The 20939-nt window shown below is 74.0% G+C and carries 15 protein-coding genes and 1 pseudogene; 6 read left to right on the top strand and 10 right to left on the bottom strand.

The annotated features are described in order from the left end of the window. Positions 1-4: 4 nt before the first annotated feature. On the bottom strand, positions 5-736 hold the full coding sequence (locus tag ABZ562_RS05090; RefSeq protein ID WP_361474207.1) for a bifunctional DNA primase/polymerase: 732 nt from the start codon (positions 734-736) through the stop codon (positions 5-7). Between the two features lie 169 nt (positions 737-905). Between ABZ562_RS05090 and ABZ562_RS05085 the strand changes: the two genes are divergently transcribed. Next, positions 906-1817, top strand: coding sequence for a glycerophosphodiester phosphodiesterase (locus ABZ562_RS05085; RefSeq protein WP_361474205.1), 912 nt, complete (start codon positions 906-908; stop codon positions 1815-1817). Here the strand turns inward: ABZ562_RS05085 and ABZ562_RS05080 are convergent. Then, positions 1804-2409, bottom strand: coding sequence for a TetR/AcrR family transcriptional regulator (locus ABZ562_RS05080; protein WP_361474202.1), 606 nt, complete (start codon positions 2407-2409; stop codon positions 1804-1806). The genes ABZ562_RS05085 and ABZ562_RS05080 overlap by 14 nt on opposite strands. A gap of 46 nt (positions 2410-2455) precedes the next feature. On the opposite strand from ABZ562_RS05080, the gene ABZ562_RS05075 reads away from it, so the two are divergent. After that, the gene (locus ABZ562_RS05075) at positions 2456-3460 is read left to right on the top strand and encodes a small ribosomal subunit Rsm22 family protein (RefSeq protein ID WP_361474199.1); all 1005 of its coding nucleotides are present in this window, start codon (positions 2456-2458) and stop codon (positions 3458-3460) included. Position 3461: 1 nt separating this feature from the next. Here the strand turns inward: ABZ562_RS05075 and ABZ562_RS05070 are convergent, their stop codons facing one another. Together ABZ562_RS05070 and ABZ562_RS05065 are read right to left on the bottom strand one after the other, a co-directional pair. Next, on the bottom strand, positions 3462-4487 hold the full coding sequence (locus ABZ562_RS05070; RefSeq protein ID WP_361474526.1) for a serine hydrolase domain-containing protein: 1026 nt from the start codon (positions 4485-4487) through the stop codon (positions 3462-3464). Between the two features lie 17 nt (positions 4488-4504). After that, positions 4505-5833, bottom strand: coding sequence for a multidrug effflux MFS transporter (locus ABZ562_RS05065; protein WP_361474196.1), 1329 nt, complete (start codon positions 5831-5833; stop codon positions 4505-4507). 95 nt (positions 5834-5928) lie between these two features. Here ABZ562_RS05065 and ABZ562_RS05060 point away from each other — a divergent pair, with 95 nt between their 5' ends. Beyond that, complete coding sequence (locus ABZ562_RS05060; protein ID WP_361474193.1) at positions 5929-6951, top strand: Gfo/Idh/MocA family oxidoreductase; 1023 nt, start codon at positions 5929-5931, stop codon at positions 6949-6951. A 39-nt stretch (positions 6952-6990) separates the two neighbouring features. Here the strand turns inward: ABZ562_RS05060 and ABZ562_RS05055 are convergent, their stop codons facing one another. Then, on the bottom strand, positions 6991-8613 hold the full coding sequence (locus ABZ562_RS05055) for an alkaline phosphatase D family protein (RefSeq protein WP_361474190.1): 1623 nt from the start codon (positions 8611-8613) through the stop codon (positions 6991-6993). A gap of 173 nt (positions 8614-8786) precedes the next feature. Here ABZ562_RS05055 and ABZ562_RS05050 point away from each other — a divergent pair, with 173 nt between their 5' ends. The 3 genes from ABZ562_RS05050 (at position 8787) to ABZ562_RS05040 (ending at position 11328) form a co-directional block, all read left to right on the top strand. Beyond that, positions 8787-9563: an SDR family oxidoreductase gene (locus ABZ562_RS05050; RefSeq protein WP_361474187.1), complete on the top strand. Its 777-nt coding sequence runs from the start codon at positions 8787-8789 to the stop codon at positions 9561-9563. 129 nt (positions 9564-9692) lie between these two features. After that, entirely contained in the window at positions 9693-10352 is a 660-nt protein-coding gene (locus ABZ562_RS05045) for a hypothetical protein (RefSeq protein ID WP_361474184.1), read from the top strand. A 100-nt stretch (positions 10353-10452) separates the two neighbouring features. After that, positions 10453-11328, top strand: a complete 876-nt coding sequence (locus ABZ562_RS05040) for a glycosyltransferase family 2 protein (protein ID WP_361474181.1) — start codon at positions 10453-10455, stop codon at positions 11326-11328. A 13-nt stretch (positions 11329-11341) separates the two neighbouring features. Here ABZ562_RS05040 and ABZ562_RS05035 read toward each other — a convergent pair whose 3' ends face one another. The 5 genes and pseudogenes from ABZ562_RS05035 to ABZ562_RS05015 all read right to left on the bottom strand — a co-directional run bounded on the left by ABZ562_RS05035 (position 11342) and on the right by ABZ562_RS05015 (position 20929). Further along, positions 11342-13045: an ATP-binding cassette domain-containing protein gene (locus ABZ562_RS05035; RefSeq protein ID WP_361474178.1), complete on the bottom strand. Its 1704-nt coding sequence runs from the start codon at positions 13043-13045 to the stop codon at positions 11342-11344. 321 nt (positions 13046-13366) lie between these two features. Then, positions 13367-14653, bottom strand: coding sequence for an RICIN domain-containing protein (locus ABZ562_RS05030; protein ID WP_361474175.1), 1287 nt, complete (start codon positions 14651-14653; stop codon positions 13367-13369). A 33-nt stretch (positions 14654-14686) separates the two neighbouring features. Further along, positions 14687-18511, bottom strand: a complete 3825-nt coding sequence (locus ABZ562_RS05025) for a hypothetical protein (RefSeq protein WP_361474172.1) — start codon at positions 18509-18511, stop codon at positions 14687-14689. A 623-nt stretch (positions 18512-19134) separates the two neighbouring features. After that, positions 19135-19800: pseudogene (locus ABZ562_RS05020) on the bottom strand (type VII secretion system-associated protein); the annotation flags it as partial. 379 nt (positions 19801-20179) lie between these two features. Beyond that, the gene (locus ABZ562_RS05015) at positions 20180-20929 is read right to left on the bottom strand and encodes a type VII secretion system-associated protein (RefSeq protein WP_361474169.1); all 750 of its coding nucleotides are present in this window, start codon (positions 20927-20929) and stop codon (positions 20180-20182) included. Positions 20930-20939: the final 10 nt, after the last annotated feature.

Here is a 20939-nt window from a genome sequence, read left to right as displayed (position 1 = left end):
CCCGCTACCGCCCTATCGGCCACGCCGCGCCCTCGTACTCCTCCTCCACGGCCAGGCGGCACGCGTCGGTCAGCGCCTCCAGCAGCGTCAGCGGATCCGGCAGCGGCCGCTCCGGCCCGAGGAGCCACGCCACGTGCCCGTCCCCCGGCAGCCGGGCGGGCGGTACGAGCACATAGCTACCGCGGCAGTGCCACCGCAGCCCCGGGTGCTCGTCCATCGTCTCGGGGTGGCAGTCCAGCTCACACGGCCACCACTCGTCCTCGTCCTCCGGCGTGCCACGCGTGGCCGTGAAGAACAGCATCCGGCCCTGCCGCAGATCCGCGCCGCTCGTCGCGACGGGCCCCACCTCCACCTCCGAGGCCCCCAGCCGCTCCAGGGCCTGCCGCCCCGCCTCGACGGGGACGTCGAGCACGTCGTGGACGAGGCCGGTGGCGGTGATGAAGTTCGCCTGCGGGTCGGCGCGCAGCCACCGGGTGACCTGCTCCGGGTCGGTCGACGCCTGCGTCGCCCAGGCGAAGGAGACGGGGTGCCGGGCGGGGGTCGGACAGCCGATGCGGTCGCAGGAACAGCCGTAGCCGGAGGGGTACGCGGCGGGCGCGAGCGGGAATCCGGCGGCGGCCGCGGCCAGGAGCAGGTCCTCGCGGGCGCCCGCGGCGCCCGCCCCCGAGCCGGTATCGCCGCCCGTCGCGCTTCTCGGCCGGCGCAGCCACTGGGTGAACCTGCTCTTGCGTTCCATCTATCGCCTCGCTTCACCACCGCGACCGGCGGTACCGCCGGTACCCGATCAATGCTGCCACCATCCTGCTCCCGAAGTGGCCGGTGTCCGCATCCGGGGTGATGCCGGGACCCACGTCCGGGTGTCGATATCAGGACATAACCGAACGAGCACCCCTAGCGTTCGCTTTATGATCACCAGGTATTTTCTGACCGGTGTGGCGGTCCTCACCCTTTCCATACCGGCGGCCGTCCTGGCGTACCCCACCGCCCGTCCGGCCGTCTCCCCCGCCACCCGCCCGCCGGAACCGCGCCTCGACGACCGGTCCGCCGCCCTCCCCGCGGCCCCGCGGATCATCTACACGGCCCACCGCGGCGGCGCCCTCGAAGTGCCCGAGAACAGCATGGCCGGGCTGACCACCGCCCTGGCCCGCAAGGACGCCCAGGTCCTCGACTTCGACGTCCGCAGCCTGCGCGACGGCACGCTCGTCGTCATGCACGACGCGACGCTGGACCGTACGACGTCCCGGACCGGGCCCGTGAACGCCCTGACCGCCGCCCAGTGGCGCACCGTGCGCCTCCGCCCCGCCCCCGCCCTGCGCGGCGCCTGGAAGCCCGAGCGGCCGCCGACGGTGGCCGAGGCGCTGGACCGGCTCGGCGGCCGCACCACGCTGATGATCGAGGCGAAGGACCCGGCCGGGCTGCCCCGGCTGGCCCGCATGATCCGCGACCGGGGCCTGACCCGCTCGGTCTACGTGAACTCCAACCACCCGGACGTGGCCCGCAAGGCCCACCGGATGGGCCTGCTGGCCCAGCTGTGGCGGTCCGCCCGGCAGATGCGCCACGACCACCCGGGCGACTGGCGCGGGTTCGTGGACCTGCTGGACGTCGACTACCGGGCCCGGGACGCGGACATCCGGCGGGCCATCGCCTCCGGCGTACCCCATGTGTGGGCGCACACCGTCAACGCCCCCCGGCAGCGCGACCGGATGGTGCGGCTGGGATGCGACGGGATCATCACGGACACCCCGAGCCTGATGATCACCACCCCGGTGCGGCTGCGGGCCGACGGAGGACCCGGCGGGGGCCTCAGCGGGGGCTGAGCCCGCGCAGCGCCATCTCGACGACGGCGTCCGCGTAACGGTGGCTGAGCGGCAGCGTCCGCAGCAGCCAGCGGGCGGTGACCGGGCCGGTCACCAGCTCCACAGCGATCCGCGGATCGAGGTCGGCCGCGACCTGCCCGGCCCGCTGGGCGGCGCGCAGCCGCTCGACGTAGAGCTGGAGCGACGGCTCCATGACCCGGCTCACGAACTCCGCCGCGATCTCCGGGTTCACGATGCCCTCGGCGGCCAGCGCCCGGTACGGCACGTCGTACGTGGGCGACCGCAGCTCGTCGACCGTCGCGCGCAGCACGAACTTGAGGTCGGCCTCCAGGTCGCCGGTGTCGGGGAACGCGTGCGGCGCCTCGCCTCCCGCCTCCCGCGCGGCCCGCTCGCCGAGGGCGACGAAGGCGTCCAGGAGGACGGCCGCCTTGGAGGGCCACCAGCGGTAGATCGTCTGCTTGCCGACCCCGGCGCGGGCGGCGATGGCCTCGATGGTGAGTTTGGGATAGCCCAGTTCGGCGACGAGTTCGAGTGCGGCGTCGAGGATCGCGCGGTGCGAACGTTCACTGCGGCGGGTCGCGTTGGGAGCCATGCCGGTCAATGTAGCGGCCCCCTTTCGGCCCCGTAGAATCGGCGGAATGCACGCCCCGCACGCCGCCCCCACCGCCGAGACGCTGCGCACCGCGCTCGCCGGGCTCCTCGACGGGCTGCCGCCCCGCCAGGCGGCCCAGGCGGTCGACCGGCTGATCGCCAACTACCGGGGCCGCACCCCGACCGACGCGCCCGTTCTGCGCGACCGCTCCGATGTCGCCGCGTACGCCGCGTACCGGATGCCCGCGACCTTCGAGGCCGTGCGCGCCGCCCTCGACGCCCTGCGCGAGCGCGCCCCCGCGTGGGTGCCCGCCTCGCACCTGGACATCGGCGGCGGCACGGGCGCGGCGAGCTGGGCCGTGGCCGCCGCGTGGCCGGAGGGCGGTCACACCACCACCGTCCTGGACTGGGCCGAGCCCGCGCTCGCGCTCGGCCGCGAGCTGACCCGGCGCTCCCCCGCCGCCCCGCTGCGCGAGGCCCGCTGGCAGCGGCGGGCCCTGACCGCGGACCTCACCCTCCCCGACGCGACGGACCTGGTGACCGTCTCCTACGTGCTGGGCGAGCTGACCGCCGCCGACCGCGGCGCGGTCGTCGGCGAGGCGGCCCGGACGGCCCGGGCGGTGGTGCTGGTCGAACCCGGCACCCCCGACGGCTATCTGCGCATCCGCGAGGCCCGCGACCAGCTCGTGGCGGCGGGCCTGGACATCCTGGCCCCGTGCCCGCACAGCGCCGCCTGCCCCATCGAACCGGGCGCCGACTGGTGTCACTTCGCGGCGCGGGTGAGCCGTTCGTCGCTGCACCGCCAGGTGAAGGGGGGCTCGCTGGGACACGAGGACGAGAAGTTCGCGTACGTCGTGGCGACCCGCTTCCCCGCCCCGGCCCCGGCCGCCCGCGTCACCCGCCACCCCCAGACCCGCAAGGGCCAGGTCCTGCTGGACCTGTGCACCCCCGACGAGGGCCTGACCCGCCACACCGTGACCAAGCGCCACGGCCCCCTGTACCGCGCCGCCCGCGACACCGCCTGGGGCGACACCTGGCCGCCCGCCGGGTGACCTAGAGGGCGCGGGCCAGGGCGGTGGCGGCCGCCGCGCGGGGCGTGCTGTCGCCGGGGCGGCGGCGGGGGTGGACGGTGTTGGCCAGGAGGATCAGATAGCAGTCCCGGGAGCGGTCCAGCACGAGGCTGGTGCCGGTGAAGCCGGTGTGCCCGGCCGCGCCGCGGCCCGCCAGCCCGCCCATGAACCACGGCTGGTCGACCTCGAAGCCCAGCCCCGGCGCGGTCAGCATCAGGTCCACCGAGGCGGGTGAGAGCACCGGCCCGCCGCCCGCCAGCAGGGCGCGGCACAGCGCGGACAGGTCGGCCGCCGTGGAGAAGAGCCCGGCGTGGCCCGCGACACCGCCGAGCGCGTACGCGTTCTCGTCGTGCACCACGCCCCGCAGCATGCCCCGGTCGAGCTTGCCCCAGGGGCGCCGCTGGTCCTCGGTCGCGGCGATGCGCGGCAGCCAGTCCGGGGGCGGACGGAAGCGGGTGGACGACATGGCCAGCGGGCCGGTGACGCGGTCGTGGACGAGGTCGGCCGGCGAGCCGCCGGTCACCCGCTCCAGCACGCGCTGCATCAGCAGCAGGTTGAGGTCGGAGTAGCGGCGGGCGGCACCGGGCGCGGTGCCGGGCGGCTCGGCGTACAGCCGCGCCCAGCGTTCCTCATCGCTGTGGTATTCGTACAGCGGCAACTCCGGGACCAGCCCGGAGCGGTGGGTGAGCAGATGGCGCACCGTGATGCCGTGGGCGGCGGCGGCCGTGCACTCGGGGGCGTAACGGGCGACCGGGGCGTCCAGCTCGATCTCGCCGCGCTCCAGCGAGCCCACCGCCACGATCGCGGTGAACAGCTTGGTCAGCGAGGCGAGGTCGAAGACCGTGTCGGCGCGCGCCGGGACCCACTGCCCGCGCGGCAGCTCGCGGTCGTGACGGGCGTACCGCACCGCCCAGCCGAAGGCGCCCTCCGCCAGGGTCCCGGCGCCGGTCCCGGCGGTCACGACGGCGCCCGCGCACCAGGGGCGCTCCCCCTCGGGGAGCGCCTCCACGGTGCGCAGAAGATGGCTCAGGCCACCGTCAGGCTCTGCTTGGCGCGTCGCTGCCACGGGCGGCAGAGTCCCATGAAGCAGCCCATGGCGGCCAGCGCGCACACCAGCTGGACGACGGCCATCGGCACCGCCGTGGTCTCGCCCGCGATCCCCACCAGCGGCGAGGCGGCGGCCCCGAGCAGGAAGGTGGAGGTGCCGAGCAGCGCGGACGCGGAACCGGCGGCGTGCGGGGTGCGCATCAGCGCCGAGGCGTTGGTGTTCGGCATGGCCAGGCCCATCGAGGACATCAGCACGAACAGGCAGGCCGCGACGGGCGCCAGGCCGACGTCGCCGAAGACCCCGGCGGACAGGACCAGCAGCGCGGTCGCCGCGAGGGCGATCAGCGTCAGCGCCACGGCCAGCACCTTGTCCATGCTGACGCGGCCGACGAGGACCCGGCCGTTGAGCTGGCCCATGCCGATGAGGCCGATCGAGTTGAGCCCGAAGAGGAGGCTGAAGGTCTGCGGCGAGGCGCCGTAGATCTCCTGGACGACGAAGGACGAACCGGAGACATACGCGAAGAGGGCCGCGAAGGCGAAGCTGCCCGCGAGCATGTAGCCGGTGAAGGCGCGGTCGGCGAGCAGCCCGCGCATCGTACGGAGGGTTTCGCCGAGCCCGCCGTCGTGGCGGCGCTCCGCGGGCAGGGTCTCGCGCAGGAAGCGCCAGACGACGAGGGTGAGCAGGGCGCCGATCACGGTGAGGACGACGAAGACGCCGCGCCAGTCGGTGAAGCGCAGGATCTGGCCGCCGATGACGGGCGCGGCGATGGGCGCGACGCCGGAGATCAGCATGAGTGTGGAGAAGAAGCGGGCCATCGCGATGCCGTCGTACAGGTCGCGGACGACGGCGCGGGCGATCACGATCCCGGCCGACCCGGCGAGCCCCTGGAGCAGCCGGAAGCCGATGAGCAGCCCGGCGGAGGGCGCGAAGGCGCAGATGGCGGTGGCGATGACGTAGATCACCATGCCGATGAGGAGGGGACGGCGGCGGCCCCACTTGTCGCTCATCGGGCCGACGACGAGCTGGCCGAGCGCCATGCCCATCAGACAGGCGGTCAGGGTGAGCTGGGCGGTGGCGGCGGAGCTGTGGAGCGCGTCGGTGACCTCCGGCAGGGCCGGGAGGTACATGTCCATCGAGAGGGCGGGGAGAGCGGTGAGTCCGCCGAGGACGAAGGTGACGAGGAGGCTCGTACGGCGCTGCGCGGTCAGCGGAGCGGTGACCTGGGGCGCGGCGGCGGAGGAGGGAGAAGAGGGTTCGGGTCTGTGGACCCGGTCGGGAGCGGCGGCCGTTTGGCCGGGCTGCTGCATTGTGGCCTTCCATGAGTCGTTGAATCGTTGTCTATGCTCTCAGCTGAATCGGTGTGCTCACGACCGATTAAGCCGAGGGATCGAGGGTGCAGCGGATGTCCGGAACCAAGGCCGAGCCCGTGCGGTGGGGCATCCTGGCGACCGGCGGGATCGCCGCGTCGTTCACGGCGGATCTGCTGGACCTGGAAGACGCGCAGGTCACGGCGGTGGGCTCGCGCAGTCCGGAGTCGGCGAAACGGTTCGCCGAGCGGTTCGGGATACCCCGCTCGTACGGCGGCTGGGCGGAGCTCGCGGCCGATGACGAGCTGGACGTGATATACGTCGCTACCCCGCACGCGGCCCACCGCGCCGCGGCAGGTCTGTGCCTGGAGGCGGGCCGGGCGGTGCTGTGCGAGAAGGCGTTCACCCTCAACGCGCGCGAGGCGGACGAGCTGATCGGCCTCGCCCGCTCCTGTGACCGCTTCCTGATGGAGGCGATGTGGACGTACTGCGATCCGGTCATCCGCCGCATGAGCGACCTCATCCACGACGGCGCGATCGGCGAGATCCGCGCGGTGCACGCGGACTTCGGCCTCCCCGGCCCCTTCGACCCCGGCCACCGGCTGCGCGACCCGGTCCAGGGCGGGGGCGCGCTGCTCGACCTCGGGGTGTACCCGGTGTCGTTCGCGCACCTGCTGCTGGGCGAGCCCGCCGAGGTACGGGCGCGCGCCGAGCTGTCGCCGGAGGGCGTGGACGTGAACACCGGGCTGCTGCTGGGCTGGGACAGCGGGGCGGTGGCGCTGCTGAGCTGTTCGATCACCGCGGACACGCCGATGACGGCCGCGGTCACGGGCTCGGCGGGCCGCATCGAGTTCCCCCGTGGCTTCTTCAGCCCCGAGCGCTTCGTCCTGCACCGGCCGGGCCGCGATCCGGAGGAGTTCACGGCGCCGGACGGCCTGCGCTCGTACCAGCGGGAGGCGGCGGAGGTGATGCGCTGCCTGCGGGCGGGCGAGCGCGAGTCCCCCCTCGTCCCGCTGGAGGGCAGCCTGGCGGTGATGCGCACCCTGGACGCGGCGCGGGCGGAGATCGGCGTCCGCTATCCGGGCGAGGATCACGGCCGGTCCCCCGCCGGCGGCTGAGCCCGCGGCGCCGGAGGGGGCGCCGCGGGCCCTCATCGGTCAGGCCTGCTGGAGTCCGGGGTTACCGGCTTCGCTGACGAACGACGCCGCCGTGGTGAGCGGCGCGCCCGGGGTGGTGACCGCGGAGACCGTCTTGTAGTCGGCCCGCGCCTGGGCGTTGTCCAGCGTGACCGTCACATAGCCGCGGCGGCCGTTGTAGAACTTCATGTGCGGGTTGGCCGCCATGTAGGTGGACCAGTTGGCCGGTTTGTCGGCGCCGTCCTTGCCGCTGGTGATCGACGTGCCGACGAACTCGACGCCCAGGGTCTTGGACGACGGGTTGTCGAAGTCCTTCTTGATGTCGAAGGCGTAGTGGACGTGGACGTCGCCGGTCAGGACGAGGAAGTTCTCGACGCCCGCCTGCTCGACCCCGGCCAGGACGCGGGAGCGGGAGGCGGGGTAGCCGTCCCAGGAGTCCATGGAGAGCTGGGAGCGGTCGGCGGTGGTGTTCTTCCGCTGCGAGAAGGTGACCTGCTGCGGGAGGACGTTCCAGGTGGCGGTGGAGCGCCGGAAGCCGTCCAGGAGCCAGCGCTCCTGGGTGGCGCCGGTGAGCGTGCGGGAGGGGTCCTCGGACTCGGGGCCGGGGTACTGCCAGCCGTCCCCGTAGGCCTGGTTGGAGCGGTACTGGCGGGTGTCGAGGATGTCGAACTGGGCGAGCCGGCCGTAGTGGAAGCGCCGGTAGAGCCGCATGTCGGGGCCGTCGGGCCGCTGCGGCATGCGCAGCGGCATGTTCTCCCAGTACGCCCGGTAGGCGGCGGCCCGGCGGATCAGGAACTCCGCGGGCGGGTCGCCGTTCTCGTCGATGTCGCCCGCGTAGTTGTTCTCGGTCTCGTGGTCGTCCCAGGTGACGTACCAGGGGAAGGCGGCGTGGGCGGCCTGGAGGTCCGGGTCGGACTTGTAGAGCGCGTACCGCAGCCGGTAGTCCCCGAGCGTCATGGTCTCGGTGTTGAAGTGCGCGGGGAGGGTGCGGTCGGTGTACTTGCGGGCGCCGCCGACCGCGCTGACGGCGTACTCGTACTGGTAGTCGCCGACGTGGAAGACGGCGTCCAGGTCCTCGCCCGCCAGGTGCTTGAAGGCCGTGAAGTAGCCGTCGTGGTACGCCTGGCAGGACACCAGGCCGAACCGGACGTCACGGACCTTGGCGCCGTGGGACGGGGTGGTGCGGGTGCGGCCGACGGGGCTGATCCACTTGCCCGCCCGGAAGCGGTACCAGTAGACGCGGTCGGGTTCGAGACCGCCCGCGTCCACGTGCACGGTGTAGTTGAACTCGGCGTGGGCGGTGGCGGTTCCGCGCCGGGCGACCCGCTTGAAGTGCTCGTCGCGGGCGATCTCCCACTGGACCCGGACGGCGCCCTCCTCGGGCAGGCCGTTGCCCGGCTCGTAGGCGCGGGGCGCGAGTCTGGTCCACAGCACGACGGCGTCGGGCAGTGGATCGCCCGATGCCACGCCGAGCGTGAAGGGGTTTTCGGTGAGCGCGTCCGTACGTACCTGCGCGGCCTGGGCGCTGGGCAGGTTGGTGGAGAAGGCCAGTGCGGCGGCTGCTCCGGTGACGGTGAGGAAGCGGCGGCGGCCCAGATGTGCTGCCGCGGCTCGTATCGCCTGCTGATGTGCGGCGTGTGCCATGTGCTCTCCCCTGGCTCGTGGCGTCAGAGGAATTGGAGTGTCGGGGGGAGGCCGCACGCTTGCCTATACACGACGCACACATGTCGGCTGGGTGAGGTCCGTTTCCGGATAGGACGTTTGCCGCCATATACCTGCGCTACGCAGGCATGTGACGTGGCGTACGCTGCCGCCCCATGAACGCGAGCGAGGGTGTGCCGGTGGTGTCGAAGGTCGCCGTGGTGACGGGCGCGGGCTCCGGGATCGGCCGGGCGGTGGCGCTCGAACTGAGCGAGTCGGGCTGGTCTGTGGTGCTCGCGGGGCGCCGCGAGGAGGCCCTGGCGGAGACGGCGCGGCGGGCGGGCGACGGCCCCTCGGTCCTCGCCGTGCCGACGGATGTGACCAGGCCGGAGCAGGTGGACGCGCTGTTCGCGGCCGTACGGGACCGCTTCGGCCGGCTCGATCTGCTGTTCAACAACGCGGGCAGTTCCGGCCCGCGCGGGGTGCCGGTGGAAGACCTCCGCCACGAGGACTGGCAGGCGGTCGTGGACATCAATCTGACGGGTGCCTTCCTGTGCGCGCAGGGCGCCTTCCGGCTGATGCGTGATCAGGATCCGCAGGGCGGACGGATCATCAATAATGGCTCGATTTCCGCCCACGCTCCCCGGCCGCACAGCGTCGCGTACACGGCGACCAAGCACGCGCTGACCGGGCTGACGAAGTCGCTGTCGCTGGACGGGCGGGCGTACTCCATCGCCTGCGGCCAGATCGACATCGGCAACGCGGAGACGGAGATGACCGGGCAGATGCGGGCCGGTGTACTCCAGGCGAACGGTGAGGTGGTGGCCGAGCCGGTGATGGACGTGGCGGACGTGGCACGTACAGTGCGGCACATGGCCTCGCTGCCCCTGGAGGCGAACGTGCAGTTCGCGACGGTGCTGGCGACGGCGATGCCGTACATCGGTCGCGGCTGACGGGCGGTGGGTCGTCACCGATCGTAGATAACCCCCGGCTCGATCGAATAATGTGACCGAGCGGAAATTCACCCCAAGAGATCAGCCCCGCCCGCAGATCCGACCGCCCCACGATCGAAGAAGACCGCATTGCGTTCTCTCCCGCTCACCCTGGTCGCCCGGCTGCTGCCCGTCGCCGTCCTCGCCGTCGCAGGCGTGGCCATGACCACCTCCGGCTCCGGCGACACGGACGACACCCGCCCCCAGGCGGCCGACGCCTCCCCGACCCCGTCCGCCGCCGCCCCGACCGGGGGCGGGGCGGGGCTCACCCCGGACGGGGGCGGGAGCGGCGACACCAGCGCGCCACCGCGCTACGCCAGGCCGCCGGCCGAGGCGTGCACCGCGCTTCCGGCCGCCAGGGTCAAGGAGCTGGTACCGGGCGCCAAGACCAGCGGCACCGAGATGAAGACCAGCGACCTCACCCGCCGTTCGGGCTGCTCCTGGCATGCCCTGGACGGCTTCGACTACCGCTGGCTGGACATCAGCTTCGACGTCACCGGGCGGGCGCCCGCGGGCTCCGGCGACCCGGTGTCCGGCCTCGGCGACAAGGCGACCGTCAATGACAAGCTCACCAGCGACGACGACCAGCAGGTGCGCGAGGCGGTGGTGACGGTCCGCAAGGACAACGCGACCATCGTGGCCACCTACAACGGCGGCGACTTCGAGAGCCACAAGGCCCCCTCGTCCAAGGAGATACGCGACGGCGCGATCAGCGCCGCGAAGAATGCGCTCTCCGCGCTCGACGAATGACCGCTTTTGCGCATGTCGATGAACATGCGCTGTGTTTCGACAGGCCGCCTGGGCGACTGGTTACGATCACCCCACCGTAACCAACCCCTGGAGTTCCGCCGTGTCCGAACCACGCCTGGGCGTCGCCATCCTGACCATGGGCAACCGGCCCAGAGAGGTGGCCGCCCTGCTGGAGTCGGTCGCGAAACAGGACGTACCGGCCACCCGTGTCGTCGTCGTCGGCAACGGCTCCCCGCTGCCCGAGATGCCGGAGCACGTGACCGCGGTCGAGCTGGAGGAGAACCTCGGCGTCTCCGGCGGCCGCAACGTCGCCTGGCGGCGGCTGCGCGCCTTCGGTGACGTGGATGTCGTCATCGACCTCGACGACGACGGCCTGCTCGTCGACGCCGATGTGTTCCGTACCGTGCGCGACCTGTACGCGGACGATCCGCGGCTGGGCATCGTCAGCTTCCGCATCGCCGACGAGACCGGCGAGACCCAGCGCCGCCACGTCCCCCGGCTCCGGGCGGGCGACCCGATGCGCGGCGGCGAGGTGACCACCTTCCTCGGCGGCGGACACGCCCTGTCCGTGCCGATGCTGGACCGGATCGGCGGCTGGCCGGACGAGTTCTTCTTCACCCACGAGGAGACCGACCTCGCCTGGCGGGCGCTCGACGCGGAATGGAAGGTGCTGTACGTCCCCGAACTGCTCCTCCAGCACCCCCGCACCTCCCCCGCCCGGCACGCGGTCTACCACCGGATGACCGCCCGCAACCGGGTCTGGCTCGCCCGCCGCCACCTCCCGCTGCCCCTGGTCCCCCTCTACCTCGGCACCTGGACCCTCCTCACCCTCGCCCGCACCCGCGCCCTCGACGGGCTGCGGGCCTGGGCGGGCGGCTTCCTGGAGGGCGTCCGCACCCCGTGCGGCACCCGGCGGCCCATGCGGTGGCGCACGGTGTGGCGGATGACCAGGCTGGGCCGCCCGCCGGTGATCTGAGGCGCCCCTCCCCTCAGCGTGTCTCCGGTGCCTCCGCTGCCTCCGGTGCCTCCGCTGCCTCCGGTGCCTCCAGCAGGTCGCGCACCTCCTCGGCGGACGTCTCCCGCAGCTCCTCGCCGACGAGCAGCCAGCGGGTGATGCCGACCGACGCGAGGAACGGCAGGTCGTGGCCGGCGATCAGCAGCGCGCCCCGGTAGGAGGCGAGCGCGCCGGTCAGCTGGCGCACGCTGGCCAGGTCGAGGTTGTTGGTGGGCTCGTCCAGCATCAGCAGCTGCGGGGCCGGGGCGGCGAGCATGGTGGCCGCGAGGGCGGCCCGGAAGCGCTCACCGCCGGAGAGGGTGCCCGCGGGCTGTTCGGCGCGCGCCCCCTTGAACAGGAACCGGGCGAGCTGGGAGCGGATGTGGTTGTCGCCGACGCCGGGCGCCAGGCGGGCCACGTTCGCCGCGACGCTCAGTTCGTCGTCCAGCACGTCCAGGCGCTGCGGCAGGAACCGCAGCGGCACGAAGGCCCTGGCCTCGCCGGACAGCGGGGGCAGCTCCCCGGCCAGGGTGCGCAACAGCGTCGTCTTCCCGGCACCGTTGCGGCCGACGAGGGCGATGCGTTCGGGGCCGTGCACCCGGAGGTCGACGCCGCGCAGCCGGCCGAAACGGGGGCGCAGCGCGCTGAGGCTGAGCACGGTGCGGCCCGCGGGGACGGCGGTGTGGGGCAGGTCCACCCGGATCTCGGCGTCCTCGCGGACCGCGTCCGCGGCCTCCTCGCGCCGCTCGCGCGCCTCCCGCAGCCGGTCCTCGTGCAGCCCGCGGAGCCGGTCCCCCGACTCCTGCGCGGACCGCTTGCGCTCCCCCGCGACGATGCGCGGGGCCCGCCGCTGGACGTCCATCTTCTTGCTGTGCCGCTCCCGGCGGGCCACCTTGACCCGGGTCTCCTCCAGTTCGCGCTTCTGGCGGCGTACGTCCGCCTCGGCGGCCCGCAGCGTCCGCCCGGCCGCCTCCTGCTGGACGGTCAGGGCCTCCTGGTACGCGGACCAGCCGCCCCCGTACCAGCTCACCGACCCGGACCGCAGCTCGGCGATGCGGTCGACCCGCTCCAGCAGGTCCCGGTCGTGGCTGACGACGATCAGCACACCGGAGCGCCAGGAGTCGACGGCCTCGTAGAGCCTGCGGCGCGCGAACAGGTCGAGGTTGTTGGTCGGCTCGTCGAGCAGCAGCACATCGGGGCGCTCCAGCAGCAGCGCGGCCAGCCGCAGCAGTACGGTCTCCCCGCCGGACATCTCGCCGACCGTGCGGTCCAGGCCGAGGCCGTCGAGCCCGAGCGAGCCGAGCGTCGCCAGCGCCCGTTCCTCGACGTCCCAGTCGTCGCCGACCGTCTCGAAGTGTTCCGTGCCGACGTCCCCGGATTCGATGGCGCGCAGCGCGGCCCGCCGCTCGGCGATGCCCAGCGCCTGGTCGACGCGGAGCGTCGTGTCGAGGGTGATGTTCTGCGGCAGATGGGCGAGGCTGCCGGCGACGGTCACCGAGCCGCGCGCGGGCCGCAGTTGACCGGCCAGCAGCCGCAGCAAGGTGGACTTGCCGGTGCCGTTCGTGCCGACGAGCCCGGTGCGGCCCCGGCCGACGGTGAGGGAGAGCCCGTCGAAGAGCGTGGTGCCGTCCGGCCACTGGAAGGAGAGGCCGGAGCAGGTCACGGCGGCGCCGGGCGTGGACGTGGTGGGATGGGCCATGGTGATCTCGCAGTCGTCAGCGCTGGGATGGGGGCTTCGTATGCGAGCACCACGCGGCGGCCGAGCCGGGAGGGGCGAGGGAGTGCGGGGCCTGTCGGGGTGAGGGACGGCTCATGCACCGAGGTCGCATCCACGCGTACGGCAACGCCGTACCGCGCGATGATCGCGAACCTCAGATGCGCAACGTCCACCTCTATCGGAGACAACAGGACACGGGAACCGTACCGCACCCGGCGGCCTGGGAGCATGTGTTTTTCACGCGACCGGGCCCCCTCCGCCGTGCGGCGGAGGGGGCCCGGCGACCCCTGCGGGTGGCCGTCCTCAGAACGTCCACTCGTGGTTGCGGTCGGACCTGCACGGCCCGATGGCCAGCTTGGCGGAGGGGTCAGTGGAGCCCCGGTCCGCCTTGATCGCCAGGCACTGCTGGTTGCTGGCGTAGTTGTGGATCCAGAACTTCTTGTCGCCCCGACTCTCCAGCCACCACAACTGGTTGTCGTTGGTGGTGCCGTCGCAGTGGAACTCCGTGACTTCCTGCCCGTGGTCGGCACCGCCGTAATACGGCAGGTCCATGCAGTAGCCGTCCTTGACGTTGCGGATCTGGAAGAGGTTGGCAGAGCCGGGGCCCTTGCCCTTGTACCGCACCTCGAAGTTCCAGACCTGGTTGTCCGCGCTCGTGCCGTCGCAGTCGTACTGCTGGATCTTACCGTCCACCTCGCCCTTGCCGTAGCCGGGAATGTCGGCGCACTTACCGGTGACCGCGTTCCTGAGCAGGACGTTCTTCTTGTTGGAGAAGTCGACCGGGGCCACGGCCCGCTTCGGCGAGACCTTCTTGCTCTTCTTGGGGGCAGGAGCGGACTTCTTCTCCTCCTTCTGCTTCTCCGCCGCGCTCGGGCTCGGCTTCGCCGGGCTCTTCGGGGCCTTGGACTTGTCCTCGGGCGTGGGCTTGGGCTTGTCGGGCGACTTGGGCGCGTAGGCCCCGGGGGCCTTGTCCTCGTCGTTCGCCGGCATGGTGTGGGCCGACGTCTTCCGGGCCAGCGCCGCCGGTTCGCTGTCGTCCTTGCTGTTGGTGCCGGCGACCAGGAACGGTATGGCGATCAGCAGCGCACCGCCGATCCCCGCCGCGGCCAGCAGCGCCTTGGTCGGACGGCCGGACGGCGGCTTGTCGCCGCCTTCCCCGCCATCGCTCTCGGACGTGCTGCCCGGGGGGTTGCCACCCGCGGCGGCCACCAGGGAGCCGACATCGGCGTCGCCGTGCTCGTCGCTCCGCTTGGCAGCGGACGAGGCCGGCTCGGACGACGTCTTGCCCGAGGAGGACTTCACCGTAGCCGCCACCGTCGCGGCGGAAACCGTTTCGGGCTCGGCGGCCTTCTTCGGTTCGTCGCCCTTCACGGGCTCGGCGGCCGTCTTGGAGCCGGCGGGCCCGGTGGTCTTCGTGCTCTCCTTGGTCCCGTTCGCCTCCTCGGCCTTGTTCACCTCCTTGGTTTCCTTCGCGTCCTTGCGCGCCGCCCGGGGGCGGAGCGCGGAATCCGGATCGGCCACCGTGCCGGGCATGCTGACGGCACGGCGCACCGTGGGGCCTGCGGGCCCCGAGCTGTCCTGATGGGGCATCAAGTCTCCGATTCTGTAGTGCTGGACCGGCGGTCAGGATGCCGCCGACCGGTCTGCGGCGCGCCCCAGCGGACCGTGGCACAACTCCGGCCAGCTGAACGGTCCCGGCGCCGCCCGTTGGGCGCCCAGTGCCTGCTCCAGCCGGCCGAGTGCGGCCCGGTCGTCGGCGTCGAGCCCGGCGCCGTGCGGGGGCTGTGCGTTCGGCGTGGTGAGAGGGACCTCGCGCAGCAGGATCAGTGGTGCTCCGTCCTCCTCGCGGACATCGAGCACCCGCAGCACCGTGCCCGGGGAGAACACCACCTCGTCCCGGGCCGGGCCCGCCCCCGGCCGGTCGGTCAGCTGGCGCACCCGGCGCCCGGTGACCGACCAGATCGCGTACCGCGCGCCGCGCGGGCGCGGTGCGCCGGCCGCGAGTGGCAGCGCGCACACCGGCGCCGGATCCCGCAGCAGGTCCCCGGGCACCGGGGCGTCGTCGAGGTCCTCCGCCTCGGCGCCGCGCAACGCCACACCGCGGTACGAGGGCAGTCGGCGCAGCCCCGAGGCGAGGCAGGCGGCGTACGGCAGCAGCGGCTTGTCGGCGTCGCGGAGCGCACGGGCCAGTTCGGCGTGGCCCAACGGGCCCTCCGTGGTGTGCAGATAAAGGTGCACCGCGATGAGGTCAGCGCGGGCCGCCTCCTGTTCCTGCCCGCGCAGCGCGGGCAGCCTGGTGAGCATACGGCCCACGGCGGTCCCGTGCCGGTCCCACACCGTGTCCGCGAGCGCCCGGAACATGCCGCGTTCGGCCTCGGTACTGACGTGGCCGGGCTGAAAGGGCACCGGTGCCAACGGCGCCGCCAACCGCCGCACCGGTGGCTCCGGTTCGGGCTCCGGCTCCGGTTCCGGTTCCGGTTCCGGTTCGGGCTCCGGTTCCGGCTGGATGGGTTCGGCGGGTTCGGGCTCGGTGGCCCGGGGTTCGGTGGGCGCGGCTTCGGTGGGCTCGGCCCGTTTCTCATCCGGATCGCCGGAGCCCGAGGACACGCTCATCATCGGCGGACGTGACGGAGCGGGCGGCGGCTCGGGTACGTCCCCGGCGGGTTCCGGCTCCGGCTCCGGCTCCGGCCCGGGAGCGGACGTGACGGACGGCGGCGCGCCGGGCGCCGGACGCCCGTCGGACGCCGCGTCCGTGCCCGGCCCCGGGCCCGCACCGGGCTCCGGGGGCGTACCCGAGGCGGTGTCAGCGCCGGAGCCCGCGTCCCCGCCGGGGGACGGGTCGGGGCCGGACTCCGACGGGGTGTCAGGCGTCGGGAACCAACCGGCCGCGGCCCAGGAGTCGGGGCCGAACCGCGGGCCCGGTTCCGGGTTCGCACCGGGAGACGCGGGCCGGCCGGTCGCGGGCCGTTCACCGGTTCCCGAGGCTTCGGGCCCGGGCCCCTTACGGGGCGCCGGGAACGTGCCGGACGCCGGAGCCGGATCCGTCGCGGACCCCGCACCGTCCGTCGGGCGCGTCCCGGCGGCGGGTGGCGCACCGGGGGCCGGCGGTACGCCGCCATGCGGCGGAGTCGTGCCGGGCGCGGACGCCGGAGCGGGCGCGTCCGGTCCGGGCCCCGGATCCAGGTCCGCGCGAGGCGGCGTCGGCGTTCCGGGGGCTGAGGGCGCGCCGGCGGCAGGCCGCGGGCCCGCCGGGTCCGGCCCGGACCCCGCACCGGGCGCCGGGGGTGTGCCGCCGGACGCCGGATTCACGCGAGGGGAGGAGGGCGTGCCCGGCCCCGGGCGGGTGTCCCACCGGTCGGGGGCCGGGGGCATGCCGCCGGGCGGCGGTGCCCCGGGCTCGGAGCGTGCCCCGGGCTCGGGGCGCGGGCCGGGCGCACTCGGGCCGGGGCGCGGCGCCCCAGGCGCGCGCGGCCCCGAGGGCCCGTCGGCCGGCGTGACCGGGCCGGCCTCCGGGCGCCCGCCGGGCGCCGGGGGCGGGCCGGTCACGGGGCGCGGACCAGGCCCCAGCCTCGGCCCCGGACTCAGGCCCGCACCAGGCGGCAGCGGCCCGCCCGGCACCGGGCGGTCGCCGGGCGCCGGAGGCACGCTGCCGGGCGGGCGGGGCCCGGGGGCCGACGAGCCGTCATCAGCCGCGCGCGGGACCGGAGGAGGAGGCGTACCGCCCGCCGGGCGGGGGCCGGGGCCGAAGTGCGGTCCACGTCGCGGGCCGGTGTCGGGCGCCGGGCGGCTGCCGGGCTGCAGGGGTGCGCCGGGGCTCGGGCGCCTACCGGGTACCGAGCCCGTGGCGGTGGCCTGGCCCGCGGCCGCGGCGGCCGAACCGGTTACGGGGGCCGCGGCGGCCGGGCCGGGGCCGGGAAGTGAGGGCGCGCCGGCGGCCGGGGTGGGGTGGGTGCCCGTCGTGGGGCGGGCGACCGGGGGCGGGGTGGTGCCGGGCGCCGGGCGGGGGGCTGGGGCGGGGCGGGGGGTGAAGCGGAGGGTCCGGACGCCGTGCCGCGCCGCGATCGCGCGCAGTTCGCGGCCGCCGTCCGCGGCCGTGCCGTGTACGTACAGCCGCGCCCGGCTGCGTACATCGGCCCCCAGCCGCTCGAAGAGCCTGGTGAGTTCGGGCCACAGCGACGGGTCCAGTTCCTCGCCGGGGCGGCCGACCTCGATGGCCGGGCCCTCGGCGTCGACCGCACGGGTCGAGGTGGACGGCGCCTGGCCGTCGCGTTCGGTGATCCACAGGCCCGCCCGGGTCACCATCGCCTGCCAGCGGTCGGAGAGCCGTACGATGCCGTGCTCGACGTTGCCGGGGCCCGGCAGCGGCGGGCTCCAGCGCAGCAGGCGCGGGGCCGGGGTGGCCTGGCCCTCGGGGGTCGGGGCGCACACCACGGCGTCCACGAAGGGCCGCCACCGCGGGTTGCCGTCGGCGCCGACGAGCATCGCCCGTGCGGTGCCACGGTCCGCGGGGCCGCTGGGCGCCAGGAGCGGCAGACCCGTGTAGACCACGATCTCGGTGTCGAGCATCTCGGCGGCCAGCTGCCCCGTGCGCAGGATGTCCCGGGGGCTCCCGGGGGCGAGGCGGACCCGGGACCACAGGGACGCGGGCAGGGACGACAGCACCTCGCCGATGTCGGACGCCGAGACGTCCCCGCCCTCGGGGACACCGACCAGAACGGTGGGCCCCCGGGGGTCGGCCGGCACCGAGTAGCACAGGTCGCCGCGCTGCGGCGCGGTGGCGTGGGGTGAACGGGCCAGCAGACCCGCCGGGATCTGCTCGACGACACATCCGCTGTCGGTCCGCGGGGGCACCTGCTCGACGCCGGGCTGCCACGCGGGGGCGGGCTGACGCGTGCCCAGGGCCACCGGCTGGACGCCCGGCGAGAAGCTCCACCAGCCCCTGCGCCGCGGCGGGTCGGGCTGGACGAACAGCGAACCGCCGGGGACGATCTGGACCTCGCCGTCCGGGGCGATCACCTCCAGCTCCCACCCGTCGGCGACCCTGCGGGCCACGGACGGCCGGTCCGGCCGGTCCTCCCCCGCGCCGGACATGACGAGCCGTACGGTGCCGGTGCCCGCCTCGCGCAGCGAGTCGAACACCTCGCCCAGGCGCTCCCAGAACTCTTCCGCCGACGCGCCGTCCCCGCCCGCCGCGCCGGTCACGACGGTGGCGATGCCCGCTTCGGCCCCCATCGTGTCGACGAGTTCGTCCACGGTCGTCTGACTGATCGTGGTGTCCCGGGCCGAGCGGAGCAGGATGAGCGCGCCGTACTCCTCGGCGAGCAGCAGCTCGTCCGGCTCGGCTTCGGTGGCCTCGCCGCCGAAGCCACCGGTCGGGGCGGGGGCGGCGGCGCGCTGTGCCTTGCCGCGACCGCCGAACCACCGCGACCGGCCACCGGAACGGGTCACGTCGTCTCTCCTTCGCACCTGGGTGTGTCACTCAAGCCGTTGTCACCTGGTGGCCGATGGGCTGAAGTGGCCCGCCATACCAGGGGGCTTGGAGTGTACGCAGTGAATATGGCAAACAGGTGATTCTGTCCAGCCACGGGCCGCAGAACTAGGCTTTCCACTCGTGGTCGGCCACGGCACGGCCGGTGCCGGTGCCGGTGCCGGGAGGACGGTGCCGACCGCCGCCGCCCTGCCGGCGAGGCTTGTTCTTCGACGCGGTCGGCGTCACCGTCCCGTCGGCGGACGACACCGCCACCATGCGCCGGCGGCGTCGTCCGCCTCGGTCACCCGCTCTCGCCCTCGCTCTCGCCCTCGCCGGAGTCAGGAAGGTCCACGTCGGTGACGCGCTTGCGGCGGGCCGCCGTCTTACGGGCCGCCGTCTTGCGGGGCGCCGCCGTACCGTTCGCCGCCGCGGTGTCCGTCGCCGCCTCGCCTGCCGTCGTCCCGTCCTCCGCCGGGCCGTCCTCCGCCGTGGCCGGTTCGCCGGCCCCCGGTGCGGTGCCCTCGCGGGGCACCACCGACGGCCACTCGACCCCGGACGGCTCGTCCCCGGGCTCCCCGTCGGGCGCCTCGGCCGCGGCGGCCATGATGTCCGCCAGTCCGTCCGTGGTCATCACCATGCTGACCGGGGCGGAACTGTTGATGCACAGGCTGTGCCCCTCCGGAAGCCGCTCCAGGAACGCGGGCACCCGCACCCGCTCGAACCCCAGGCGTCCGGCCGCGTGCAGATAGCGGGGCGAGGTGTAGATGGGCACGACCGCCGTGCCGTCCGGCGCCGACGCGCTCACCGGTTCGCCGTTCGCCGTGACCAGCACCGCGACCTCCGCCTTGGCCAGCGCGGCGGTGACGTCCTCCGCCGGGCCGTAGCCGGTGGTGGCGAGCTGGATGGCGGCGTCCACGTCGTCCTCGGGCTCGGGCCAGCCGAGCGCTTCCGGGGAGGGCTGGTAGTTCTCGTTGTCCTGCCACTCCACGATCTCGCCGTCGTCATCGGAGCGCCACTGGCCCACCACGGCCCAGTCCGGCGGCGGGCCTTCGCCCTGCCAGGCGGGGTCGGTCAGGTAGAGCCAGTGGTTCGGCGCCAGCTTGGCGGCCTTGACGAACTCATCCGGCGGTTCCGGCACTTCGGTCTCGTCGGACGCCCCGGGGGCGGGTGCCGGGGTCTCGGCGGTCGGCTCGAAGTCCGCGAAACCGGTTGACGGCTCGCCCGATTCGGATGGGGTGACCGCGGCGGAAGCGCCGTTGTCGCTCATGCTGTCCTCGCTTACTGGGCCGACTGGCTCACTGCTGGTAATGCTCGGCATGGTCGGTGATGCGGGCGCACCCGTGCGGGGTTGCCCGGTGTGCTCCCGCTCCGTCCCCCGAGGCGCCTCGCGCCCCTCCCCAGCCCGGCTCACCCGCAACTCGCTCACCGGCACGAGTCGGGCCACCGGGGCGGAGGAGCTGAGGAACACCAGTTCCCGATCCTCGGACAAGCGATCGAGGAGATCGGGTACCCGCATCATCACATGAGCGGGCGGCCCCTCGTCCACCACCTGAGGTGTTCTTGAGATTACGGCCGCCGCCGGATGGCCCCGATCGCGCGGGCCCGGGAGCGGAGGAGGACGGGCACGGACGCGTTCCCCCGCCCCGTCACCACCCCGTCGCCGCAGGCCCTCCGTCCGCGGCCGCCGCCTCGTACCGGTCCACCTCGGCCTTGCCCTCCCGCAGGGCGCTCGCCGTGACGAGCTGCCCCACCGGGGCCGAGGAGCTGAGGAACAGGATCTCCTTCCCCTCGGGCAGCCGGTCCAGCAGATCGGGTACGGACATCACCTCGTGCGCGGGCAGCTTGTCGTCCTCCAGCTCCGGCGAGGGGGAGAAGACGGGCACCGCGGGAGTCCCGTCGGGGGCCTCGGTGACCGCCAGTTCGCCCCCCTCGTCGACACACACGGCCACTTCGGCGTCCGCGAGCACCAGGGCGAACAGCTCCTGTGAGCCGTAGCCGGTGGCGACGAGCTGTACGGCGGCGTCCGCGGGGCTGACCGGGCGGGCCCAGCCGTGCGCGTCGGGTGAGGGCCGGTACTCGGTGTTCTCCTCCCACTCGACGATCTCGCCCCGCTCATCACTGCGCCAGCGCCCGAGGATCGCCCAGGACGGCGGAGGCTCGTCCTCGTCGCCGTCCCAGTGCCGGTCGATGATGGACAGCCAGTGGTCGGGGGCCGTCTTGGCGGCCTTGACGTAGTCCCCGGGCGGCTCCCGGAAGCCGGCTTCGCCCTTGAGTACCGCGTTCGGGCCGCCCTGCTTCCCGGCGGCGCTCGAACTCCCGCCACCGGATTCGCCCGTGGCCGGTGGCTCCGGAGTGGTGTCGTGCCCGTCGTCCGGAGTGCCGGAAGGACTCGTCATGAGGGGAACT

The organism is Streptomyces sp. NPDC019937 (genome assembly GCF_040631655.1).
GTDB lineage: Bacteria > Actinomycetota > Actinomycetes > Streptomycetales > Streptomycetaceae > Streptomyces.
Note: the sequence above shows the minus strand (reverse complement) of the source record. Positions and strands in the feature narration are given on the sequence as shown.

Excerpts from the sequence above, each read along its gene's own strand:
- ABZ562_RS05090 (WP_361474207.1), bottom strand. The coding sequence starts at position 736 with ATGGAACGCAAGAGCAGGTTCACCCAGTGGCTGCGCCGGCCGAGAAGC.
- ABZ562_RS05085 (WP_361474205.1), top strand. The coding sequence starts at position 906 with ATGATCACCAGGTATTTTCTGACCGGTGTGGCGGTCCTCACCCTTTCC.
- ABZ562_RS05080 (WP_361474202.1), bottom strand. The coding sequence starts at position 2,409 with ATGGCTCCCAACGCGACCCGCCGCAGTGAACGTTCGCACCGCGCGATC.
- ABZ562_RS05075 (WP_361474199.1), top strand. The coding sequence starts at position 2,456 with ATGCACGCCCCGCACGCCGCCCCCACCGCCGAGACGCTGCGCACCGCG.
- ABZ562_RS05065 (WP_361474196.1), bottom strand. The coding sequence starts at position 5,833 with ATGCAGCAGCCCGGCCAAACGGCCGCCGCTCCCGACCGGGTCCACAGA.
- ABZ562_RS05060 (WP_361474193.1), top strand. The coding sequence starts at position 5,929 with ATGTCCGGAACCAAGGCCGAGCCCGTGCGGTGGGGCATCCTGGCGACC.
- ABZ562_RS05055 (WP_361474190.1), bottom strand. The coding sequence starts at position 8,613 with ATGGCACACGCCGCACATCAGCAGGCGATACGAGCCGCGGCAGCACAT.
- ABZ562_RS05050 (WP_361474187.1), top strand. The coding sequence starts at position 8,787 with ATGAACGCGAGCGAGGGTGTGCCGGTGGTGTCGAAGGTCGCCGTGGTG.
- ABZ562_RS05035 (WP_361474178.1), bottom strand. The coding sequence starts at position 13,045 with ATGGCCCATCCCACCACGTCCACGCCCGGCGCCGCCGTGACCTGCTCC.
- ABZ562_RS05030 (WP_361474175.1), bottom strand. The coding sequence starts at position 14,653 with ATGCCCCATCAGGACAGCTCGGGGCCCGCAGGCCCCACGGTGCGCCGT.
- ABZ562_RS05015 (WP_361474169.1), bottom strand. The coding sequence starts at position 20,929 with ATGACGAGTCCTTCCGGCACTCCGGACGACGGGCACGACACCACTCCG.